Below are 21,838 nucleotides of genomic sequence, written 5' to 3' on the forward strand. Positions count from 1 at the left end.
CGTCCGTCAGTTCATGCCGCCGCACCATAAAACGCCCCTGCCCAGACGGGGCACTGATCCACCCACCCAAACAAGAGCCATCAGAAGCGACCTAGCCGCGGATGCGGAACACCGGGTGGTCGGACGGGTTCGGGAGGGCGTCCAGGACGGTCGAGACCGTGGGCATGGAGCCGTAGCGCTCTCGGTAGGCGGTGAGCAGGGAAGGGCGGTCGGATTCCGGGACCTCTTCCGTCGTGATCGTCTCGGTGCGGCCGCGGACCGTGAGGCGGGCCTCGGGGGTGGCGCGGAGGTTGAGGGCCCAGTCGCTGAGGCCGCGGTAGGAGATGAGGTAGCGCTCGCCCTCGTGGTCGAGGACGGCGACCGGGACGGTGCGGTCGCGGCCGGAGCTGCGGCCGCGGACGGTGAGCCGGGAGACCATGGACCGGCCGAACAGGGGCGCCAGCCGGTTGCCGACGTTGCGCTGCATCCACGGCGGCCTGAGGTAGACGCGCCCGGTCACAGCGTCGCCCCGATGTGCAGACGGGCGTAGGCGCGCACGTCGGGCTCCTCCACGCTGAACGCGCGGTTCTCCAGGCCCTTGCGGTAGCGCTCCAGCCACTGCTTGCGGCCCAGGACGAAGCCGAGCGGGCCGACGCCGGCGAATTCGTCGGTGAGCAGGCCGAGGACGTCCGTCACTTCCTGTGGCATCGCGATCGACTCCCCACGAGAGCTGGCGTCGGACTTCGACGGTTCGTACGGTTCGTACCTCCAACGATAGGGTGACCCCAAAATTCTGGTAACCCCGGAAAAGCGGACAGTGCGGAGCGGTGGCGGGTGGGTCGGCGGGAGCTGAAGAAGCGGCAGATGCGGGAGCGGATCGCCGAGACCGCTTGGGGGATGTTCGCCGAGCGCGGGTTCGAGCGGGTGACCGTCGTCGAAGTCGCCGGCGCGGCGGGGGTATCGGAGGCCACGGTCTTCAACTACTTCCCCAGCAAGGAGGACTTGTTCTACTCCCGGCTGGAATCCTTCTGGGAGCGGCTGGTGGAGGCGGTATGGGTCCGGGCGCCCGGGGAGTCGGCGCTCGTCGCGTTCCGACGGCAACTGCTCGCCGACGGTGGCCTGTTGGCGCGGGTCGAGGACGGGGACGAAGAGGCGCTCGCGCAACTCCGCGCGGTGAACCGCACGATCGCCGACAGCCCGGCCCTGCGGGCGCGCGAGCGGCGGGCGTTCGCGGAGTGCGCAGAGGCGCTCGGGGCGGTGCTGGCCGACGAGGACGGCGACGTCGTGGCCCACGCGGCGGCGCACGCGCTGCTCGGGGTCCACCGGGCCCTGGTCGACCATGTACGCGACCGGATCCTGACGGACGACGACCCGAGCCGTCTGGCGGAGGATGTACGACGGCTCGCCGAGCGGGCGTTCACGCTGCTGGAGCGGGGGATGGGGGAGTACGGCGTGAGAGGGGGACCGGCGTGAGCGAGGTTCTGGTGAGCTCGGAGAGGGGCGGTCCGCTGCTGGGGCCGGAGGGTGAGGACGCACCCGTGCTTCCGGACGCCGTACGTCAGCAGCTCGCCGACTGGTTCCAGGACCGCCCCGCCGACGGCTTCCCCTCGCGGCCGCGGTTGCGCAAGCACATCGCCCAAGGGCTGGAGATCGCCCGGGCCGTCGCGAAGGCGCTGGGGCCCGAGTGGGCCGTGCGGTACCGGGACGAGCGGCACGGGTCCGTGCGGTTCGTGTGCTGGGGGTGCGGGCGGCTGCACTGGACGGCGGACGCCCACGGCACGCCGCCGCACCCCGTCGACATCCGCGTCAAGGGGTACTACGGCGCCCACCCGTTGCGCGCGGACGGCTTCGAGGACTTCGCCCCGGACGACCCCGCCGCCGCCCTCGACCTCTCCGAGGAGCTGGTCGACGACCTCAACTCCTGGGCGGGGCACGTGAAAACGGCCCTCGATGTCTGGCTGGACGACCGCGACGACGGCCGACTGGACGCCGAGTTCGCCCGTCTGCACACCGAGGGCGAGACTCTCACCGCACGGGTCGCCGACGAACTCGGCCCGGGACGCACCGTGACCTTCGACGGAATCCAGTGAACGTCAGGCCTCGCGAGGCGCCGTGCTGCCACGGTCCGTCATCCGGGGCGGCAGCAGCGTCGACTCCGGTACGGTCGCGCCGCCCATGCTCCTCATGAGGAGCTCCACCGCCCCCGTGCCCACCTCCGCCGACGGCAGGGCGACCGAGGTGATCGGCATGCGGGCGGAGGCGGCGAGTTCGTCGGGGCAGATCGCGGTGACCGAGAGGTCCGTGGGGACACGGAGACCGAGCTGCTCGAAGGCGTCGACCAACGGCTCCAGGATCGCCTCGTTGTGGACGACGACCCCTGTCAACGCCGGGTGCTCGCGCAGGAGTTGCTCGGCGACCGCGCGGGCGGCGGCGGGACCGGCCTCGCAGGGGTGGACGGAGGACGCCATCCCGTTGCGGTCGGCGGCGGCCGTGAACCCCTGAACGACCCGCTGGGCGAAGGCGGTTCGGCGCACGTACACCTCCGGCGGTGAGCCGACCAGCGCCACCACCCGGTGCCCCAGCCGCGCCAGATGCTCCACACACGCCTCCCCGGCCGCCGTGAAGTCGAGGTCGATACAGGTCAGCCCCTCCGCCGAGGCCGGAAACCCGATCAGCACCGACGGCAGGTCCAGCGCGCGCAGCAACGGCAGCCGGGGGTCCTCCAGTTGGACGTCCATCACGATCAGCGCGTCGACCAGTGCCGTGTCCGCGACCCGGCGCAGCCCCTCCTCGCCCTCCTCCTGGGTGAGCAGCAGGACGTCGTGGTCGTGGCGGCGGGCCGTCGTCACCACCGACACCGCGAACCGCATGACGACCGGCACATGGATCCCGGCCCGCAGCGGCACCACCAGCGCCAGCACGTTGGAGTGCCGGCCGGCCAGCGCCCGGGCGCCCGCGTGCGGCCGGTAGCCCAGTTCGCGCACCGCGTCCTCGACCCGGCGCCGGGTCTCCTCGGAGATCGGGCGCTTGCCGCTGAGGGCGTACGACACCGTGCTCGGCGAGACCCCGGCCCGCCGCGCCACGTCCGTGATCTTCACCATCAGCGCAGCTCCAGGGAGAGGAACCCGGTGCCGGCCGGTGCCTGGGCGAGCCGGTCACCGGCCGCCAGCGCCCACGGCGCCTTCGGGTCACCGCAGGACGCCCGCAGCGTGTCCCCTTCGCGTACGACGGTGAAGGCGACCTCGCCGACCCGTACCGTGACCTGCGCGCCCCGGGCGAGACCGTACGTCCGCAGGGTCACGCCGTCGGCGTGGTCGTAGTCGGGGCGGTCGTCCACCGCGCCGACCGGGATCACCGCGCCCGGTCTGACCAGCAACGGCACGCTCAGAAAGCCGTGTTGCTCGCGCGCCCAGCGCGGCCCGGTCACCGTCTCGCCGGTCACGAAGTGGGTCCAGGTGCCCTCGGGGACGTAGTACGCGACCTCTCCGGAGTCGCTGAACACCGGTGCCACCAGCAGATCTTGGCCGAGCATGTACTGCCGTTCCAGGTGGGCGCAGCCCGGATCGTCCGGGAACTCCAGGACCATCGCCCGCATCACCGGGACGCCCTCGGTGTGGGCGGTGCGGGCGGCCTCGTAGAGATAGGGCATCAGACTGAGCTTGATCCGGGTGAAGTGCCGTAGGACGTCGACCGATTCCTCGTCGAAGAGCCAGGGGACCCGGTAGGAGGAGCTGCCGTGCAGCCGGCTGTGGGAGGACAACAGGCCGAAGGCGAGCCAGCGTTTGAAGAGTTCCGGGGTCGGGGTGCCCTCGAAGCCGCCGATGTCGTGGCTCCAGAAGCCGAAGCCGGACAGGCCCAACGACAGCCCGCCGCGCAGGGATTCGGCCATCGCCTCGTACGTCGACTCGCAGTCGCCGCCCCAGTGCACCGGGAACTTCTGGCTGCCGGCCGTCGCCGAGCGGGCGAAGACCACCGCCTCCTGTTCGCCTCGGTGCTTGCGCAGCACGTCGAAGACCGTGCGGTTGTAGAGGTAGGTGTAGTAGTTGTGCATCCGCTCCGGGTCGGAGCCGTCCGCCCAGGCCACGTCCTCCGGGACCCGCTCGCCGAAGTCGGTCTTGAAGCAGTCGACGCCCTGCGCGAGCAGCGCCTCCAGCTTGGCCGCGTACCAGTCGCGGGCGGCCGGGGAGGTGAAGTCGACCAGGGCCATGCCGGGTTGCCACAGGTCCCACTGCCAGACGCTGCCGTCCGGGCGCCTGAGCAGATGCCCGAGCGCCTTGCCCTCGGCGAACAGCGGGGAGCGCTGGGCGATGTACGGGTTGATCCACACGGAGACCCTCAGGCCGCGCGCGTGCAGCCGGGCCAGCATGCCCTCCGGGTCGGGGAAGACCCGCGGATCCCACTGGAAGTCGCACCAGTTGAACTCGCGCATCCAGAAGCAGTCGAAGTGGAAGACGGAGAGCGGGAGTTCGCGCTCCTTCATGCCGTCGATGAAGGAGGTCACCGTCTCCTCGTCGTAGGAGGTGGTGAAGGACGTCGAGAGCCAGAGGCCGAAGGACCAGGCGGGCGGGAGAGCGGGACGGCCGGTGAGGGCCGTGTACTTGCGCAGGATGTCCTTCGGGGTCGGCCCGTAGACGACGTAATACGTCAACTGCTGGGTCTCGGCGCTGAATTGGACCCGGGAGACCGCCTCCGACCCGACCTCGAAGGAGACCTTGCCCGGGTGGTCGACGAAGACGCCGTAGCCCGCGTCGGTCAGGTAGAGCGGGACGTTCTTGTACGCCTGCTCGGTGGCCGTGCCGCCGTCGGCGTTCCAGATGTCGACGACCTGGCCGTTCTTGACGAGCGGGCCGAAGCGTTCGCCGAGACCGTAGACCGAGGTGCCGACGCCGAGGTTGAGCTGTTCGCGCAGGTAGTGGGCGCCGCTCGCGGTCTCGCGCATGATGCCCATGCCCTTGGGGCCGCTGGAGGTCAGCACCCGGCCGTGGGCGAGGAAGTCCACGTGCCAGGGGCCGGTGCGGGCCACCCGGACCGACAGCGCGCCCGAGGTGAGGGTCGCGTGCTCCTCGTCGTACTCCGTGTGGACCGCGAACTCCTCCTTCGCCAGCTCGAATTCGGGCCCGCGCGGCTGCTCGCCCTCGAAGTGCGTGACGGTGACGCCGATGACGTCCGGCATCGGGGTGTGCGCGCTGATCGTCACGACCGGTCCCTTCAGCAGGTCGCCGCGGTGGCGGATGGGCTGGGTCGGCGCGTGGATCTCCAACGAGCCGTCCGACGCGGTGACATCGAGCACCTCGACCGGGTGGGCCGCGGTGACTCCGTCACGCAGCAGCCAGTAACCGTCGGTGAACTTCACCAGGAACCTCCGGAGGTGCCCGGCCCGGTGGGGAAAGGCGCCCGCGCGACCGGGCGGGCCGGGCGCCGCACGCGGCGAGAACCAGGGGCTGTCCGGCGGATCAGGCCGGCTGCGAGAAGCGGTGCTTTCCGGTGCAGGTGAGCGGGGCTGGGTGCGTCTGGCTGCAAGGCGGAGGAGGGCGGCGACGCGATGGTGGTGCCCCCCTGCGAGGTTGTTCGAGCGTGGGGGAGTCGGCAACCGACGACAACGCCGCGGACGGGCGTGCCCAGCCCCGCGACGCCGGACTGATCCGCCGGACAGCCCCTGGGGGCGGACGAGGGAGCGGGGGCGCTTCGCCGGGTGTACCGGGCGGCCGCCCGGCCTGGGACAGGGGTCACGTGGGGGGTCCTTACTTCACGGCTCCCACGGCGATGCCGCGGGTGAGCGTTCGCTGGAAGAGGAGGAAGAACACGAGCGCGGGGAGCACGCCGAGCAGGGCGGCCGCGTTGGTCATGGTGGCGTCCATCATCTGCTGGCCCTGGAGGACGCCGAGGGCCACCGACACCGTCTGGTTGTCGTTGGAGATCAGCATGACCAGCGGGAGCAGGAACTCGTTCCAGGTCCAGATGAAGAAGAAGACCAGCAGGACACCGAGGGTGGGGCGGCTGACCGGGACGACGATCCGCCACAGCACCTGCCACTTGTTCGCGCCGTCGATGCGGGCCGCCTCCAGGATCTCGCGGGGGAAGCGGCCGAGCACGGCGGACAGCAGATAGGTGCCGAACGCGGCCTGGATCACCGTGAACACGATGACCACGCTCAGCCGGGTGTCGTAGAGACCGGCCTGCTTGCTCAGCCAGTAGACGGGGTAGACCAGCGCCTCCTGCGGCAGCAGGTTCGCCAGCACGAAGAAGGCGAGCACCCAAGTCCGGCCTTTTATACGGCCGATGCCGATCGCATACGCGTTCAGTACCGACAGGACCACCGCGCCGATCGCCACACTCCCGCTGATCAGAAGGGAGTTGACGAGTTTCTGCGTGTAGTCGACGCGCTCCCAGAAGTCCTTGAGGCCGTCCAGGTAGAGGCCGTCGGGGAGATGCAGCGGGCCGTTCTGGGCGTACTCCGCGGGGGACTTGAAGGCGTTGACCGCGACGATCAGGAACGGCACGACCATGAACAGGGCCGCGACACACAGCGCGACCAGCACCGGGTAGCGGCGCAGGGCGGTCGTCATGACACCTCCCCTTCCTCCGCGCGGGTCTGGAGCTTCAGGCCGACCAGGGACAGGGCGAGGACGAGCACCGTGAGCACCGTGGAGATCGCGGCGCCGTAGCCGACCTGCGTCTTCTCGAAGAACGTGGTGAAGGAGAAGTAGGACGGTACGTCGGTGGCGCCGCCCGGGCCGCCCTTGGTCAGGACGTACACCGCGCCGAACACCTTCAGCGCGGCGATCGTGCACCAGGTCAGCACGACGTAGATCTCGGGGCGGATCTGCGGCAGCGTGACGTGCCAGAAGCGGCACCACCAGCCCGCGCCGTCCAGTTCGGCAGCCTCGTGCAGCTGCGGGTCGACGCGTTGCAGGCCCGCCATGAAGACGACCAGCGGGAAGCCGAGTTGGACCCAGACCATCACGCCCATGACGGTGTACAGCGCGAGGTCCGGGTCGCCGAGCCAGTCCTGCCGCCAGCTCGACAGGCCCACGGCTTTGAGGAGTGCGTTCAGGGAGCCGTCGTCGGGTGCGAGGATCCAGCTCCAGACGATGCCCGCGACCGCGATCGGCAGCACCTGGGGGAGGTAGAAGCAGGCGCGCAGGATCGCGGCGATCCGGGGGCCGAAGTGCCGGCCGACGTAGTCGAACAGGGCGGTGGCCAGGACGAGCCCGAGTGCCGTGGGGATCGCGGCCATCGCGACGACCATGAACAGGCTGTGCCGGAAGGACGCCCAGAACTCCGAATCGTCCAGCAGCTCACGGTAGTTGGCGAGCCCGGTCCAGTGCGGGGTGCCCACGCCCTGCCAGTCGGTGAAGCTCAGGCCGGTGTTCATCAGGAACGGCACGATCACCACGGCCAGGAAGGCGAGCACCCCGGGCAGCAGGAACAGGGCGTAGGAGGAGCGGGGGCGGCGCGGGGGCCGGCTCGGGGTGCCCTCGCCGGCCGTCCGCGAACCTCGTTCGACGGTCACCGTCATTGCTTGGGCGCGCCCTTGTCGTAGGCCTCCTGCAAGGAGTCCAGATAGCCCGCCGGCTTGTCGCTGCCGGTGAGCAGCTTCTGGGTCTCGGAGACGAGGACGTCGTAGAAGCCCGGGACCGGCCAGTCGGGGTAGAAGGCCAGACCGTCGTTCTTCGAGAGGGTGTTGAAGTTCTCGATCAGGGTCTTGGACTGCGGGTCGGTGATGGCAGCCGCGTCGGCCGCGACCGGGACGCCGCCCGAATTGCCCAGCAGGTTCTGGATCTTGGGGGACAGGGTGATGTCGATGAAGTCGTAGGCGAGGTCCTTGTTCTTCGAACCCTTGGGCACCACCCAGAGGTTGCCGCCGGAGCCGAGCGTGAGCCGGGAGTCCGGCCACAGGAAGGTGCCCCAGTCGAACTTGCTCTCCGCCTTGAAGCGGCCGAACCACCAGGTGCCGGAGAAGAAGATCGGTGCCTTGCCCGAGGTGAAGGAGGTGCCGGCCTTCTCCTCGTTCTGGCCGCTGGAGGACTTGCCGAAGTAGCCCTTCTTCACCCAGTCGGCGAAGGTCTGGGCGCCGTAGGTCCAGGCCGCGTCGTGGAAGTCCGTCCTGCCCTTGTAGAGCTGGTAGGCGTCGACCCACGAGCGGTCGGCCTTGGAGAGGGCGAGCTGGTAGAGGTACTGCTGGGCGGGGTAGGCGGCACCGCCGTTGGCGAGCGGGGTGACCCCCTCGGCGACGAACTTGTCCATGGCGGCGGTCAGTTCACCGAGCGTTGTCGGCTCGGCGATGCCGTACTTCTTGAAGAGGTCCTTGTTGTAGTAGACCAGCGTGTACTCGGCGTAGTCGGGGACGCCGTACCAATTCCCCGAACCCATCACGCCGTTGGTGTCGTACTGGCTCGTGGTGCGGACGCTCGGGCTGAGCTTCTTGGCCCAGCCGCGCTTCGTCGCCTCCGCGGTCAGGTCGGTCAGCAGGCCCTGCTTGGAGAGCAGGCCCGCCGTCGCGTTGCCCTTGTTGTACTCCATGATGTCGGGCGCGTCCGAGGAGTTGAGGACCATCGGCGCGGTCTTCTGGATCTGGTCGAAGCCCTTCTCCTCGAACTCCACCTTCACGCCGGGGTGTCGGTCCTCGAACTCCTTGATCGCCTCCTTCCACGCGATGCCCATCGCGCTGGTCGGACCCTCGTAGTGCCACAGCCGCAGCGTCTTCCCGTCGGACGACCCGCTGTCGGAGCCTCCGCAGGACGCGAGCAGCAGCGATCCGGTCAGGATCACCGCCGCCGTCGCCGCACGCCTTCGTGCCGTCAACATCCAGTACCTCCGGGGGAGTCGGATGGTTCGTCGGGCCGGGTCGTCACGCGGGAGCGTCGAATCGATTCGATGCGTGACGTCGAAGCGCTTCGACGGAGGAAGGTATGAGGCGGCTGTGAGGGCGTCAATGGGGTGCGCAGGAATTGGGGGGAAGCGGTTCGACGGCGGGTGGCCGGAAGCGATTCGACGGGCGGTGGCCGGAAGCGATTCGACGGGTGTCAGTCGCTGGGGGTCCGGTGCGCGGACGTCAGCGCGATCATCAGGGCGATCGCGGCGGCGGCGACCGGGACGCCGTAACCCGCCACCGGCGAGGCGTGTTCGACGGTCCAGCCGCCGGCCGCGCTGCCGCAGGCGATACCGCCGAGCAGGCCGGTCACCGCGAGGGTCATGCCCTCGTTGAGGCGGCCGGGCGGGGTGCGGCGCTGGACCAGGGTCATACCGGTGACCATCGTCGGGGCGGTCGCCATCCCGGCGACCAGGAGGGCGCCGGCCACGGCGAGGAGCGAGCCGGTGAGGGCGGCGGCGAGCAGGGGGAGCGTCAGCAGGGCGGTCAGCGCGGCGACGCACCCCACGTACCGGTCCTCGGGGCGGCCGGTCCGTCGTACGGCGCCGTAGACCAGGCCCGCCGCGCACGACCCCGCGGCCTGGAGCGCGAGCACGACTCCGGCGGCGGTGCGGTGTCCCTGCGCGTCGGCGAAGGCGATCGTGACGACCTCCATGGAGCCGAACACGGCGCCCATGGCGAGGCAGACGGCGAGGAGCGGGGGGAGGCCGGGGGCGCGGAGGAGGGACTTCGCGGGGGCGGGCGGATGGTGGCGGTCCTGCGAGGGAGGGGGTTCCGTCGACCGCTGTGACGTGAAGACCAGCATGCCCGTCACCAGCAGCAGGGCCCCTGCCAGCGTGCCCGCCTCGGGGAAGAACGTGGCGCACAGGGTCGCCGCCAGGACCGGGCCCAGCATGAAGCACAGTTCGTCCGCGGCCTGTTCGAAGGAGTTCGCCACGTGCAGGGACCTCTCGTCGCCGTCGAGGAGATGGACCCAGCGGGCACGGGAGAGGCCGCCGATGTTGGGGGTCGTGGCGGTGGCGGCGTACGACACGAAGAGCGTCCACGCGGGTGCGCCGTACCGCACGCACAGCAGCAGCGCGAGCGAGCCGAGCGCGGCGAGGAGCGTGGCCGGTACGGCGATCCGCGCCTGCCCGTACCGGTCGACGAGCCGCGCGGTCCACGGGGCGACCACCGCCGTCGCCGCGAGGCCGATCGCGGTGACGGCGCCGGCGAGGGCGTACGACCCCCGGGACCCGGCGATCATCACGACCGCGCTCACGCTGAACATCCCCATGGGAAGCCGGGCGAGGAGATTCCCGAGGGTGAAGGCGCGGGCGCCGGGGGTGGCCAGGAGGCGGCGGTAGGGGCCGGGGGAGCGGGGGGTACGGGGGGTGTGGGGGCCTCGGGGGGTGAAGTCGGCGATGACGAGGGCGTCGCCGGTGGTCGTGAAGAGGGGCTGGAGGGCAGGCGGTTCAGCTCGGGTTTGTCTGGGCGGCGGGGTGGCCGGGTGTCTCGACGGTGTGATCGGCGCGGTGCCGCTGTCGCCGGGGCGGGCAGCCGAGTCGGCGTTCTCATCGCTCGGGCGGGCGGGCGGCGCGGTGTTTCCGTGGCCGGGGCGGGCAGCCGACGTGGTGTTTCCGTGGCCCGGGCGGGCAGCCGAGCCGGTGTTCCCATCGCTCCGGCGGGCAGCCGGCACGGTGCCGCTGTCGCCGGGGCGGGCAGCCGGGTCGGTGTTCCCATCGTTCGGGCGGGCAGCCGGCGCGGTGTTTCCGTGGCTCGGGCGGGCAGTCGAGTCGGTGTTCCCATCGTTCGGGCGGGCAGCCGGCGCGGTGTTTCCGTGGCTCGGGCGGGCAGCCGAGACGGTGTTCCCATCGCCCGGGCGGGCAGTCGACGAGGCGCCCATGGCCCTCGGCCGACCGGCTCCCAGCTCCGTCGGCTCGGTGGCTCGTGTACGTCTGTCTCGGGCTCGTTGCGGCATGCACCCACCGTCGCCCCCGGCCGATCACCCGGTCCAACACCTGCCCCGCCCCGATTCACGCACCCCCGTTGTAAGTTCGCCGGATGTCCGTACCCCGTCATCTCGACCCCCGGCTCCTGCGCGGCTTCCTCGCCGTCGTCGACGAGTTGCACTTCACGCGGGCCGCGGCCCGGCTCTACGTCGCCCAGCAGGCGCTCAGTCGGGATGTGCGGCGGCTGGAGCGGGAGCTCGGTGTGGAGCTGTTCGTCCGGACGACCCGTCAGGTCACGCCGACGTCCGACGGCGAGCGGCTGGTGCCGTACGCCCGCGCCGTGCTCGCCGCGCAGGACGACCTGCTCGCCGCCTTCACGCAGGCCCGCCCGCTCCTCGTGGACCTGAACTCCCCGGGCCTGGGCACCGCCCGCCGGGTGCTGGACCGGGCCCGGGAACTCGCCCCCGACCACGAGCTGATGGCCCGTTACGAGAGCGGTCTGACCTGGGCCGCCGGTGAGATCGTCGCGGGCCGCCTCGACGCCTCCTTCGGCCGGTTCGCGGGGCTCGCCCCGGCGCTGCGGGCGGGCCTGGAGCACCAGCCCGTCCGCTACGAGCCCATGGCGGTCGTGCTGCCCGAGGACCACCCCCTGGCCGCCCTCGACCGGGTCCCGCTGGCCGCGCTGAAGGGCGAGAGCGTCTACGCCGGGGCCGGAAATCCCCGTACCGAAGAATGGACCGATCTCGCTCGTCGGCTGTTCGAAGGCCGGGGCGTGGACGTGGCCGCGCCGGCCCCGCTCGCCGTCGGTCACGAGGAGTTCGAGCGGATCATGTCCAAGACCCGGAACCCGGTCCTCGCGGTCGTCGATTTTCCGGCCATGCCCGCAACGGTGCTGCGTCCGTTGGTCGATCCCGTTCCGCTGTCACCCGTGTCGCTGGTGTGGCGCAAGGGACTGAGGCATGCGGGACTGGCGGCCCTCCGCCGGGCAGTGCTCGAACTGTCCGTCGAACAGGGGTGGTTGCGGCAGCCCGTCGATGGATGGATTCCAGCCACCGATCAGCGGGTGATGAGCGCCCACAATTGACACGCGGCGAACACGCAACCTCCTCGTGCGCTACATTCGGGATCTGAGCACAGTGTGATAAAGGGGGCGTTCGGACCGGGTGGGGGCCCGGTCGGGCCAGGGTGCTCAAGGTCTACGCGCACCCGGAACGGTCCCGTGGGGGGATGTGCGTGCGTGTGAAGAAGTGGCCAGAAGACGCCCAACCGGAATGGCCCGAGGTTGCATCAGCGACTCGGGAGACACCGGTGACGGGGAACAACACCCAGACCTTCCCGGAAACCAGAGGAACCGGAGTCCCGGTCGCGGGCTTCGCCGACGGCCCGACAGGGGCCCTGCCGGGCAAGGGCGACCACCGCGCCGCCCGGCGCCGAGCGAGAGACCTCCCCGGCGCCCCGAAGAGCGGCCCGGGCATGAAGGGCGGGCAGGGCCTGTCGAAGGGCACCCTCGCCACCCCGTCCTCAGCGGACGCCTCCGGCGACTTTCCGGCCACGGCCGGGGAGGTCCCCGGTGGGTCCGCGGGCTTCGGGAGCTTCGGGGGCAAGGCCGGTGACGTCCCCGGGGCGTCGGACGGCTTCGCGGGTACGGCCCCTGACGCCTCCGGCCCGTCCGCCGGCCTCCCGGGTGCGCCCGGGGACTTCCCCGGTGTGCCGAGAGCCGGTCGTGGCGGGGACATACCCGAGCCGCCCGGTCGTAAGGCCGTCGTCCGGGACCCGTGGGGCGAGTCCGGCGGCGCCGGGCAGACCCACGACCCGCACGAGGTGACCGTCCAGCTCGACGCCATAAGCGTGCAGGGCGACCAGCTCGTCGAGGGCGCTCCCGTCGGCGACGGCGAGGGCTCCGAGGGCCCCGTCTTCGTCGACGAGTCGGGCCGCCGCAGCCGCCGTTACCGCCGTATCGGCATGGTCGTCGGTCTGGCCTGCGCGGTCTACGCCGTCGTCATCGTCATCACGCTGCTGTCCGGCAACTCCAACGCGCCCTGGCTCCCGGTGACCGGTCCGAAGGACGACACCCCGGCCGGGAAGGTCGACACCAGCCCGCTGCCCGCGGACCCGGCCGAGCCGGCCGCCTCCGCCGGAGTGATCCCGGGGACCACGCCGACGGTGAGCGGCGGGGTGACACCGACACCCGGGGCGAGCGCCACGGCGCCCGGGGTCGGAGCGAGTCCGGCCAAGCCGGGGGCGTCCGTCGCTCCGTCGGCGACGGCCACCAAGCCGGGCGCCGATCCGTCGGTCAGCACCGGTCCGTCCACGGCGCCGTCGCAGTCGGTCGAGCCGCCGCCGGTCAGCCCCGACCCGCCCGCCAGCAGCCCTCCCGAGCCTTCGGTCGCTCCGAGTGAGAGCACCGGCGGCGGCAGTGCCGGGCCCGGCACCGTCGCCGACGGCCCCGCCTCGCCCGCGCCCGTCGCCTCGGAGACCGGCGCCGCGCCCGCGGCTCCCGCCGCCCCCTCCGACGCCCCGATCTCCCCGTCCCCGGAGCACATCCTCTGATGGCATCCCGCACCCGCCGTCACGGGGCCGCACCTGGAGCCCCCGACGGCTCCAGGCGCCGCCGCCTGCCCATGCGCCTGCTGCTGCCCCTGCTCGTCCTCGTCGCCCTGATGGCGATGCTGATGCTGCGGGGCTACGTCCACAGCGAGATCCTCGCCGACCACCGCATCCAGCCCGAGGCCTCCGCCGACAAGGTGCCGGAGAGGATCCTCGACGGCGGCCCGGTGATCGACACCCGCAACGGGCGCACCACCAGCCTGAAGGTCCCCGACCACCGTCTCGTCCTCACCTTCGACGACGGCCCGGACCCGACATGGACGCCCAAGGTCCTCGACGTTCTGAAGAAGCACGACGCCCACGCGGTCTTCTTCGTCACCGGCACCATGGCCTCCCGCTACCCGGAGCTGGTCAGGCGCATGGTCGCGGAGGGCCACGAGGTCGGACTGCACACCTTCAACCACCCCGACCTGTCCTTCCAGACGAAGAAGCGCATCGACTGGGAGCTGTCCCAGAGCCAGCTCGCGCTCGCCGGCGCGGCCGGTATCCGCACCTCGCTGTTCCGGCCGCCGTACTCCTCCTTCGCCGACGCCATGGACAACAAGTCCTGGCCGGTCACCGAGTACATCGGCACCCGCGGCTACATCACGGTCGTCAACAACACCGACAGCGAGGACTGGCGCAAGCCCGGCGTCCGGGAGATCCTGCGCCGCGCGACCCCGCACGGCGGCAAGGGCGCGATCGTGCTGATGCACGACTCCGGCGGCGACCGCCACCAGACGGTCCAGGCGCTGGACCGGTTCCTGCCGGAGATGCAGGACAAGGGGTACGCGTTCGACAACCTCACCGAGGCCCTCGACGCCCCCAGCGCGCACACCCCGGTCACCGGGGCCGAGCTGTGGAAGGGCAGGGCGTGGACCTTCCTGGTCCAGGCGTCCGAGCACATCACCGACGTCCTGGTGACCGGTCTCGCGATCATCGGCTCGCTGGTCATCGGCCGGTTCGCGCTGATGCTGCTGCTGTCGGTCGTGCACGCCCGCAAGGTGCGGCGCCGCGGCTTCCGCTGGGGGCCGCCGGTCACCGAACCGGTGTCGGTGCTCGTGCCGGCGTACAACGAGGCCAAGTGCATCGAGAACACCGTGCGTTCGCTGATGGCCAGTGAGTACCCCATCGAGGTGCTCGTCATCGACGACGGGTCGAGCGACGGCACCGCCCGCATCGTCGAGGCGATGGGCCTGCCGAACGTCCGGGTCGTCCGCCAGCTCAACGCGGGCAAGCCCGCCGCGCTCAACCGCGGCCTGGCGAACGCCCGTCACGACATCATCGTGATGATGGACGGCGACACCGTCTTCGAGCCGTCGACCGTCCGCGAACTGGTGCAGCCGTTCGGCGACTCCCGGGTCGGCGCGGTCGCCGGCAACGCCAAGGTCGGCAACCGCGACTCGCTCATCGGGGCCTGGCAGCACATCGAGTACGTGATGGGCTTCAACCTCGACCGCCGTATGTACGACATGCTGCGCTGCATGCCGACCATCCCGGGCGCGGTCGGAGCCTTCCGTCGTACGGCTCTGGAGCGGGTCGGCGGGATGAGCGAGGACACCCTCGCCGAGGACACCGACATCACCATGGCCATGCACCGCGACGGCTGGCGCGTGGTCTACGCCGAGAACGCCCGCGCCTGGACCGAGGCCCCGGAGTCCGTGCAGCAGCTGTGGTCACAGCGCTACCGATGGTCGTACGGCACCATGCAGGCGATCTGGAAGCACCGCCGGGCCCTGGTGGAGCGGGGCCCCTCGGGGCGCTTCGGCCGCGTCGGCCTGCCCCTGGTCTCCCTCTTCATGGTGGTCGCCCCGCTGCTGGCCCCGCTGATCGACGTCTTCCTTCTCTACGGCGTCGTCTTCGGCCCCACCGAGAAGACCGTGCTGGCCTGGCTGGGCGTCCTGCTGATCCAGGTGGTCTGCGCCGCGTACGCCTTCCGGCTGGACCGCGAGAAGATGACCCACCTCATCTCGCTGCCGTTGCAGCAGATCCTCTACCGCCAACTCATGTACGTCGTGCTGCTCCAGTCCTGGATCACGGCCCTCACCGGCGGCCGCCTGCGCTGGCAGAAGCTGCGCCGCACGGGTGTCGTCGAGGCCCCCGGCGGCCCGGTGCCGCGCCAGCGCAGCACCAGCGACAGTGACCGGAGGCCCGTCGGATGACGCACGGACACTCGACGGGGCGGCAGCCCTACGACATCTACCGGAGCCACGACGCCGCGGACCCGGCGCGTATCCCCGAGCAGCGGACCGCGGGGCCCGAGCCCGCCGCCGCAAAGGCTCCCCAACGCCCCGGCCGCGACCGCTACCTGGACCTGCTGCGCTCGATCGCCCTGGTCCGCGTGGTCGTCTACCACCTCTTCGGCTGGGCGTGGCTGACGGTCCTGTTCCCCTCGATGGGCGTGATGTTCGCGCTCGCCGGCTCGCTGATGGCGCGCTCCCTGAGCCGCCCCGCCTGGGGCGTGATCCGGGGCCGGGTCAGGCGACTGCTGCCGCCGCTGTGGGCGTTCAGCGCGATCGCGCTGACGATGATGTTCGTCGGCGGCTGGGACCTCGCCAAGGACCCGGACCACAGCGGAATCTGGGGCCTGGTCGAGCTGGGCAACTACATCCTGCCGGTGGGCGCCCCGCCGTTCCCGCTGAGCGTCGGCTCCGAGTCGGGGTGGCTGGAGAACACCTGGGCGGAGCAGGCGGCGGGCGTGCTGTGGTACCTGCGCGCCTACCTGTGGTTCGTGGTGGCGTCCCCGGCGCTGCTGTGGGCGTTCCGCCGGGCGCCGTGGCCGACCCTGCTGGCCCCGCTGGGCCTGACGGCGATCGTCGGCACGGGCCTGGTGGCGATCCCCGGCGAGACGGGCAACGCGGTCACCGACTTCGCGGTCTTCTGCGGCTGCTGGCTGCTGGGCTTCGCCCACCAAGAGGGCTTCCTGGCGCAGGTGCCCCGCTATGTGGCGGTCTCCTGCGCGACCGTGGTGATGGCCTTCGGCCTGTGGTGGGCCTCCGGCCATCTGGGCCCCGAGGGCTGGGACCTGAACGACATCCCGCTGGCCCAGGCGACCTGGAGCTTCGGATTCGTCGTCATCCTGCTCCTGTACTCGCCCTCCTGGCAGGAGCTGCCGGGCAGACTGGCCCGCTGGGACAAACTGGTGACCCTGTCCAACAACCGGGCCGTCACGATCTACCTCTGGCACAACCTGATGCTCATGGCCACGTTCCCGCTGGTCGACGCCGCCTACCGGCTCCCGTTCCTGCAGAGCGACCGCGCGACCTCCGCACTCGACTCCACCTACGCCCTGTGGACCTTCGTCCTGGTCTGGCCCCTCATCGGCCTCGCCATCCTGGCCTTCGGCTGGATCGAGGACATCGCGGCGAAACGCAGCCCCCGCCTCTGGCCGAACGGCACCGACCGCACCCGCCGCCGGGCAACCGCCGCACACCGCTCCTGAGGGGGACGGGAGGTCTTCGTAACGTAGGGTCGCAAGGACCTCTCATCCCGGCCGCGGGCGGGGTGAGAGCAAAGTTCCTTTCCGGTCACCCGGTGCCACAGGGTGGAAACGCGCTCTCCCTACCTTCGGGATCAGCCACTCGTAGCAGGACTGAGCCCCGTCGCACCGTGGAGGCGTCATGACAGCCCCTAGTACAGCCCCCGCACCCCCGAGCAGGGGCGGCCGCTGGATCGACCAGTGGGACCCGGAGGACGAGACCTTCTGGGCGGAGAAGGGGGAGAAGATCGCCCGGCGCAATCTGTTCTTCTCCGTGCTCTCCGAGCACATCGGGTTCTCCATCTGGACCCTGTGGTCCGTGCTGGTGCTCTTCATGGGCCCGGAGTACGGGCTCACCCCCGCCGACAAGTTCCTGCTGACGTCGATGGTGACGCTGGTCGGCGCGGTCGTGCGGGTGCCGTACACCTTCGCCGTCGCGATCTTCGGCGGGCGGAACTGGACGATCATCTCCGCCGCACTCCTGCTCGTCCCCAGCGTCGCCGCCTTCACGGTGATGGAGCCCGGCACCTCCTTCTCCACCTTCCTGCTGGTCGGCCTGCTGGCCGGCATCGGCGGCGGCAACTTCGCCTCCTCCATGACCAACATCAACGCCTTCTTCCCGCTGCGGAAGAAGGGCTGGGCGCTCGGCCTGAACGCCGGCGGCGGCAACATCGGCGTCGCGGCGATCCAGCTGGTCGCCCTCGCCGTCATCGGCGCCAGCGGCGGCCCCCGGGTACTGCTCGGGATCTACATCCCCTTCATCGTCGTCGCCGCGGTCCTCGCCGCCCTCTTCATGGACAACCTCTCGTCCGTGAAGAACGACACCGGTGCCGCCAAGGACGCCGTGAAGGAGGGACACACCTGGATCATGTCCTTCCTCTACATCGGCACCTTCGGCTCCTTCATCGGCTACAGCTTCGCCTTCGGGCAGGTGCTGACGAACCAGTTCGGCCGTACGCCGCTCCAGGCCACCTACCTCACCTTCATCGGCCCGCTGATCGGCTCCCTGATCCGGCCCGTCGGCGGCTGGCTCGCCGACCGGTACGGCGGCGCGAAGATCACGCTCTGGAACTACGTCGCGATGGCCGCCGCCACCGCCGTCCTGGTAGTCGCCAGCATGCAGAAGTCGCTGCCGCTGTTCGTGACCGCCTTCGTCGTGCTCTTCACGCTCACCGGCATCGGCAACGGATCGACGTTCAAGATGATCCCCGGCATCTTCCAGAAGAAGGCCCTGGCCCTGGGTCTCGAAGGGGAAGCGGCAGTGCTGCACGGCCGTCGTATCTCCGGTGCCTCCATGGGGCTCATCGGCGCGGTCGGTGCGCTCGGCGGTGTCGGCATCAACATGGCCTTCCGCCAGTCCTTCCTCTCCTACGGCTCCGGCACCGGCGCCTTCGTGGCCTTCCTCGCCTACTACGGCCTCTGCTTCGTGGTCACCTGGGCCGTATACCTTCGCCGTACGGCCGGAAAGGTCCAGTCCACTGAGACCACCTCCGAGGCGAAGCCGCAGCTCAGCTACGCCGAGGTGTGACGTAACACCAGCGACATCAACCCGAACCGAGCCTGTCACGAGCCGTTGACAGGCTCGCTCGGCATGTAGGTGTACGCCCCAGTGCAAACATGTACGAAACGGGTACGACGACTCGAGTGCGGAACGAGAGCCATGTACGAGCAACAGCAACCGGCAGAGCAGAACAGCCCCCTCGCGGGCTTCACCGTGGGTGTCACGGCCGCGCGCCGTGCCGACGAACTCGGTGCCCTGCTCCAGCGCCGCGGGGCCGCCGTACTGCACGCGCCCGCCCTGCGGATCGTGCCCCTCGCCGACGACAGTGAACTGCTCGCGGCGACCAAGGGGCTGATCGACCAGGCGCCCGACGTGGTGGTGGCCACGACCGCCATCGGGTTCCGGGGGTGGGTCGAGGCCGCCGACGGGTGGGGGCTCGGCGAGCCGCTGCTGGACCGGCTGCGCGGGGTGGAGCTGCTCGCGCGCGGGCCCAAGGTCAAGGGCGCGATACGGGCCGCCGGGCTGACGGAGGAGTGGTCGCCGTCGTCCGAGTCCATGGCCGAGGTGCTGGACCGGCTCCTGGAGGAGGGGGTCGAGGGCCGCCGTATCGCCATCCAGCTGCACGGCGAGCCGCTGCCCGGGTTCGTGGAGGCGCTGCGTGCCGGGGGAGCGGAGGTCGTGGGGGTGCCGGTGTACCGGTGGATGCCGCCCGAGGACATCGCCCCCGTCGACCGGCTGCTGGACGCGGCCGTCTCGCGCGGTCTCGACGCGCTGACCTTCACCAGCGCGCCCGCGGCGGCGTCGCTGCTGTCCCGGGCCGAGGGCCGCAAGCTGCTGCCCGAACTGCTCGCCGCCCTCAGCCACGACGTGTTGCCGGCCTGTGTCGGGCCGGTCACCGCGCTGCCGCTCCAGGCGCGCGGGATCGACACGGTCCAGCCGGAGCGCTTCCGGCTCGGACCGCTGGTGCAGCTGCTGTGCAAGGAGCTGCCCGGGCGGGCCCGCGCCCTGCCGATCGCCGGGCACCGGGTGGAGATCCGGGGCCACGCGGTGCTGGTGGACGGCGCCCTGCGCCCGGTCCCGCCGGCCGGCATGTCCCTCCTGCGCGCCCTCTCCCGGCGCCCGGGCTGGGTGGTCTCCCGAGCCGAACTCCTCCGAGCCCTCCCGGGCGCCGGCAAGGACGAACACGCCGTGGAGACGGCCATGGCCCGCCTCCGCACGGCCCTCGGCGCCCCGAAACTGATCCAGACAGTGGTGAAACGCGGCTACCGCCTGGCCCTGGACCCGGCGGCGGACGCGAAGTACTCGGACGGGTAAGCCCTGCGGGCGGCCGCCCGGGGAAGGCGCGCTGCGTGTGCACGCGGGTCGGGCCGGGGAGCGCTGGGCGGGGGCGAGCGGGGTGGGTCGCGCAGGCTTGAGGGGCGGCGCGAGGTTCCCCCGCAGGGTGGCTGGGGAAGGCGCGCGGCGCGTGAACTCGGGCCGGGCCGGGGAGCGCTGGGCGAGGGCGAGCCGGGCGGGTTGCGCAGGGCCGACGGTCGGCGTGAGGCCCTCGGAGGGCGCGTCGGCCGAGGGGACCGTGTGCCTGACCGTGGGCGCGAGGCCCCGCGGTGAGGGTCGCCGTCCTGCCGTACACGGCTCGGGCGCGCCGCCGGTCAAGGGCGCGCAGTGCGGGCATCCGGGGGGCGGATCGCGCGGTCCGGCGTTCGGACAGGGGCCTGGTGACCGGCGTCAGCGTCCCTCGGGGTGCTGTGTTCAGCCGCGACCGGGCGGTCGGCGTGGCCGTTCCTCGCGGCGTTGTGTTCAGGTGTGGCGCGGCAGTCCCCCGCCCGTTCCTCGCGGTCCCGTGTCCCGGTGAAGCCCAGCGGTCGGGCGCTCATCCCGCCAGGAGACGCCCCCGACCCGGTGCCGCGTACACGCGCGGGCCGGTACGAGGGGGTTCCGGCCGCGCGAGCGGGAGGGCACTGTTAGGGGAGAGCCCCGGAGCGCGCCACCGACCCCCTCCATACCGGGGCACCCCTAGGCGGTGACAGGCACATGGCACTGGGTACGGCCACGGTCGCGTACGAGCTGCGGTTCGATGCCGGACGGATCTGTCTCGACCTCCTCGCGACCACCCACCCCGGGGAACGGCTCGACTCCACGGCGGTGCTGTGCGCCTGGATCACCGGTTCCGGGCTGGTGCCCGACGGCACTTCGCTCACCCACGCGGACGCCTCCTGGCTCGTCGGCTTCCGCGAACTGCGCGGCCGGGTCGGACAGTTGGTGCGCGGCGCCCCCGGACACGGCTACGACCTGGCGCTCGCCCACGTCAACGACGCGGCCCGCGCCGCGCCCCCGGCGCCCCGCGCCGTGACCGACGAAGACGGCACCCTCGTCCGCGAGTTGGACGGTCCGCCGCAGTGCGCGGCGCTGCTCGGGGCGATCGCCCGGGACGCCGTGGAGCTGCTCACCGACCCGGTCGCGCGGGCCGCGATCAGACAGTGCGAAGGGGACACCTGCCCCATCGTCTATCTCGACACATCCCGGGGACGCAGGAGGCGTTGGTGCTCCAGCGAGGTCTGCGGGAACCGCGAAAGGGTGGCCCGGCACCGTCGCCGCGCGGCACTCGCGCGAGCCTGATGGGACGCTGACGGGGCGTTATGTCCCTTCTGTGGAGCGGAGGTCGAAGTGATCTCGATTACATTTCGTTTACCGACTCAACCTTACGGACCGTACTGTTGATCTTGGCCGTGTGGGGGAAATGTAAAGATCACGCGGCGGGAATGTGCGCGCATGTCCGGTCTCGTCACGTCACTCAGAAGAAAAGTGTCGCGACACTTTGAACACTCAACTCCCCTCCTCCGTACCCGTGGATGAGCGACCGACTGGGGGAACCCCCGGACATCGGAGGTGGGCGTGCGCAAGGATTCCGTCGTGGCCAATGAACGTGGATCGAGGGCCCGACATCGCATGTCCCAGCCCTCGGAACCAGATGAGGAGCTGATGCGTGCCCTGTACAGGGAGCACGCCGGGCCTCTCCTTGCGTATGTCCTCCGGTTGGTTGCGGGTGACCGCCAGAGAGCCGAGGACGTGGTGCAGGAGACGCTCATCCGTGCCTGGAAGAACGCCGGACAGCTCAATCGAGCGACCGGATCGGTACGCCCCTGGCTGGTGACGGTCGCCCGGCGCATCGTCATCGACGGACACCGCAGCCGGCAGGCCCGGCCGCAGGAGGTCGACCCGTCACCGCTGGAGGTCATCCCCGCGGAGGACGAGATCGACAAGGCGCTGTGGCTGATGACGCTGTCGGACGCGCTCGACGACCTGACCCCGGCCCACCGGGAGGTGCTCGTCGAGACGTACTTCAAGGGGCGTACCGTCAATGAGGCGGCCGAGACGCTGGGCATTCCCAGTGGCACCGTCCGCTCGCGGGTGTTCTACGCCCTGCGGTCGATGAAGCTCGCACTGGAGGAGCGGGGGGTGACGGCGTGATGAGTGTGTACGGGGGTAACCAG

Annotated in this window: 18 protein-coding genes; 10 read left to right on the forward strand and 8 right to left on the reverse strand. The window is 71.1% G+C overall.

The features are described from left to right. Positions 1-91: 91 nt before the first annotated feature. Positions 92-499, reverse strand: a complete 408-nt coding sequence (locus ABZ896_RS33435) for a nitroreductase family deazaflavin-dependent oxidoreductase (RefSeq protein WP_360937247.1) — start codon at positions 497-499, stop codon at positions 92-94. Next, positions 496-687: a hypothetical protein gene (locus ABZ896_RS33440; protein WP_360937249.1), complete on the reverse strand. Its 192-nt coding sequence runs from the start codon at positions 685-687 to the stop codon at positions 496-498. Before ABZ896_RS33440 ends, ABZ896_RS33435 begins: the two co-directional genes overlap by 4 nt. Positions 688-813: 126 nt before the next feature. Between ABZ896_RS33440 and ABZ896_RS33445 the strand changes: the two genes are divergently transcribed. Then, positions 814-1,452 carry a TetR family transcriptional regulator gene (locus tag ABZ896_RS33445; RefSeq protein ID WP_360937251.1) on the forward strand — a complete coding sequence of 213 codons (639 nt, stop codon included), beginning with the start codon at positions 814-816 and terminating at the stop codon, positions 1,450-1,452. Beyond that, positions 1,449-2,069 carry a hypothetical protein gene (locus ABZ896_RS33450; protein ID WP_360937253.1) on the forward strand — a complete coding sequence of 207 codons (621 nt, stop codon included), beginning with the start codon at positions 1,449-1,451 and terminating at the stop codon, positions 2,067-2,069. Before ABZ896_RS33445 ends, ABZ896_RS33450 begins: the two co-directional genes overlap by 4 nt. A 3-nt stretch (positions 2,070-2,072) precedes the next feature. Here the strand turns inward: ABZ896_RS33450 and ABZ896_RS33455 are convergent, their stop codons facing one another. The 6 genes from ABZ896_RS33455 to ABZ896_RS33480 form a co-directional block, all read right to left on the reverse strand. Next, entirely contained in the window at positions 2,073-3,080 is a 1,008-nt protein-coding gene (locus ABZ896_RS33455; protein WP_360937255.1) for a LacI family DNA-binding transcriptional regulator, read from the reverse strand. Next, positions 3,080-5,332 carry an alpha-xylosidase gene (gene yicI / locus ABZ896_RS33460; RefSeq protein WP_360937257.1) on the reverse strand — a complete coding sequence of 751 codons (2,253 nt, stop codon included), beginning with the start codon at positions 5,330-5,332 and terminating at the stop codon, positions 3,080-3,082. Before yicI ends, ABZ896_RS33455 begins: the two co-directional genes overlap by 1 nt. A gap of 388 nt (positions 5,333-5,720) precedes the next feature. Next, positions 5,721-6,545: a carbohydrate ABC transporter permease gene (locus tag ABZ896_RS33465; protein ID WP_360937259.1), complete on the reverse strand. Its 825-nt coding sequence runs from the start codon at positions 6,543-6,545 to the stop codon at positions 5,721-5,723. Beyond that, a complete protein-coding gene (locus ABZ896_RS33470; protein ID WP_360937261.1) occupies positions 6,542-7,498 on the reverse strand; it encodes a sugar ABC transporter permease in 957 nt (318 codons plus the stop codon). The genes ABZ896_RS33465 and ABZ896_RS33470 overlap by 4 nt, the downstream gene beginning before the upstream one ends. Beyond that, positions 7,495-8,787: an extracellular solute-binding protein gene (locus tag ABZ896_RS33475; RefSeq protein WP_360937263.1), complete on the reverse strand. Its 1,293-nt coding sequence runs from the start codon at positions 8,785-8,787 to the stop codon at positions 7,495-7,497. Before ABZ896_RS33475 ends, ABZ896_RS33470 begins: the two co-directional genes overlap by 4 nt. Before the next feature lie 218 nt (positions 8,788-9,005). Then, the gene (locus tag ABZ896_RS33480; RefSeq protein ID WP_360937299.1) at positions 9,006-10,256 is read right to left on the reverse strand and encodes an MFS transporter; all 1,251 of its coding nucleotides are present in this window, start codon (positions 10,254-10,256) and stop codon (positions 9,006-9,008) included. Between the two features lie 638 nt (positions 10,257-10,894). On the opposite strand from ABZ896_RS33480, the gene ABZ896_RS33485 reads away from it, so the two are divergent. The 8 genes from ABZ896_RS33485 to ABZ896_RS33520 all read left to right on the forward strand — a co-directional run bounded on the left by ABZ896_RS33485 (position 10,895) and on the right by ABZ896_RS33520 (position 21,815). Then, on the forward strand, positions 10,895-11,866 hold the full coding sequence (locus ABZ896_RS33485) for a LysR family transcriptional regulator (protein ID WP_360937265.1): 972 nt from the start codon (positions 10,895-10,897) through the stop codon (positions 11,864-11,866). 224 nt (positions 11,867-12,090) lie between these two features. Then, positions 12,091-13,332 carry a hypothetical protein gene (locus tag ABZ896_RS33490; protein WP_360937267.1) on the forward strand — a complete coding sequence of 414 codons (1,242 nt, stop codon included), beginning with the start codon at positions 12,091-12,093 and terminating at the stop codon, positions 13,330-13,332. After that, the gene (locus tag ABZ896_RS33495) at positions 13,332-15,530 is read left to right on the forward strand and encodes a glycosyltransferase (RefSeq protein ID WP_360937269.1); all 2,199 of its coding nucleotides are present in this window, start codon (positions 13,332-13,334) and stop codon (positions 15,528-15,530) included. Before ABZ896_RS33490 ends, ABZ896_RS33495 begins: the two co-directional genes overlap by 1 nt. After that, positions 15,527-16,810 carry an acyltransferase gene (locus tag ABZ896_RS33500; protein ID WP_360937271.1) on the forward strand — a complete coding sequence of 428 codons (1,284 nt, stop codon included), beginning with the start codon at positions 15,527-15,529 and terminating at the stop codon, positions 16,808-16,810. Before ABZ896_RS33495 ends, ABZ896_RS33500 begins: the two co-directional genes overlap by 4 nt. Before the next feature lie 178 nt (positions 16,811-16,988). Next, on the forward strand, positions 16,989-18,374 hold the full coding sequence (locus ABZ896_RS33505; protein WP_360937273.1) for a nitrate/nitrite transporter: 1,386 nt from the start codon (positions 16,989-16,991) through the stop codon (positions 18,372-18,374). 132 nt (positions 18,375-18,506) lie between these two features. Then, positions 18,507-19,661, forward strand: a complete 1,155-nt coding sequence (locus ABZ896_RS33510; RefSeq protein WP_360937275.1) for a uroporphyrinogen-III synthase — start codon at positions 18,507-18,509, stop codon at positions 19,659-19,661. A 717-nt stretch (positions 19,662-20,378) separates the two neighbouring features. Continuing rightward, on the forward strand, positions 20,379-20,963 hold the full coding sequence (locus ABZ896_RS33515; RefSeq protein WP_360937277.1) for an ABATE domain-containing protein: 585 nt from the start codon (positions 20,379-20,381) through the stop codon (positions 20,961-20,963). A gap of 330 nt (positions 20,964-21,293) precedes the next feature. Then, the gene (locus tag ABZ896_RS33520) at positions 21,294-21,815 is read left to right on the forward strand and encodes a sigma-70 family RNA polymerase sigma factor (RefSeq protein ID WP_010039908.1); all 522 of its coding nucleotides are present in this window, start codon (positions 21,294-21,296) and stop codon (positions 21,813-21,815) included. Positions 21,816-21,838 lie beyond the last annotated feature (23 nt).

Origin of the sequence: Streptomyces sp. NPDC047072 (genome assembly GCF_040643855.1) — a bacterium.
Taxonomy (GTDB): domain Bacteria; phylum Actinomycetota; class Actinomycetes; order Streptomycetales; family Streptomycetaceae; genus Streptomyces.

Coding starts and splice junctions, on each gene's coding strand:
- ABZ896_RS33455 (WP_360937255.1), bottom strand. CDS start 3,080: ATGGTGAAGATCACGGACGTGGCGCGGCGGGCCGGGGTCTCGCCGAGC.
- ABZ896_RS33495 (WP_360937269.1), top strand. CDS start 13,332: ATGGCATCCCGCACCCGCCGTCACGGGGCCGCACCTGGAGCCCCCGAC.
- ABZ896_RS33465 (WP_360937259.1), bottom strand. CDS start 6,545: ATGACGACCGCCCTGCGCCGCTACCCGGTGCTGGTCGCGCTGTGTGTC.
- ABZ896_RS33510 (WP_360937275.1), top strand. CDS start 18,507: ATGTACGAGCAACAGCAACCGGCAGAGCAGAACAGCCCCCTCGCGGGC.
- ABZ896_RS33470 (WP_360937261.1), bottom strand. CDS start 7,498: ATGACGGTGACCGTCGAACGAGGTTCGCGGACGGCCGGCGAGGGCACC.
- ABZ896_RS33520 (WP_010039908.1), top strand. CDS start 21,294: ATGTCCCAGCCCTCGGAACCAGATGAGGAGCTGATGCGTGCCCTGTAC.
- ABZ896_RS33485 (WP_360937265.1), top strand. CDS start 10,895: ATGTCCGTACCCCGTCATCTCGACCCCCGGCTCCTGCGCGGCTTCCTC.
- ABZ896_RS33500 (WP_360937271.1), top strand. CDS start 15,527: ATGACGCACGGACACTCGACGGGGCGGCAGCCCTACGACATCTACCGG.
- ABZ896_RS33505 (WP_360937273.1), top strand. CDS start 16,989: ATGACAGCCCCTAGTACAGCCCCCGCACCCCCGAGCAGGGGCGGCCGC.
- ABZ896_RS33440 (WP_360937249.1), bottom strand. CDS start 687: ATGCCACAGGAAGTGACGGACGTCCTCGGCCTGCTCACCGACGAATTC.
- ABZ896_RS33515 (WP_360937277.1), top strand. CDS start 20,379: ATGGCACTGGGTACGGCCACGGTCGCGTACGAGCTGCGGTTCGATGCC.
- ABZ896_RS33475 (WP_360937263.1), bottom strand. CDS start 8,787: ATGTTGACGGCACGAAGGCGTGCGGCGACGGCGGCGGTGATCCTGACC.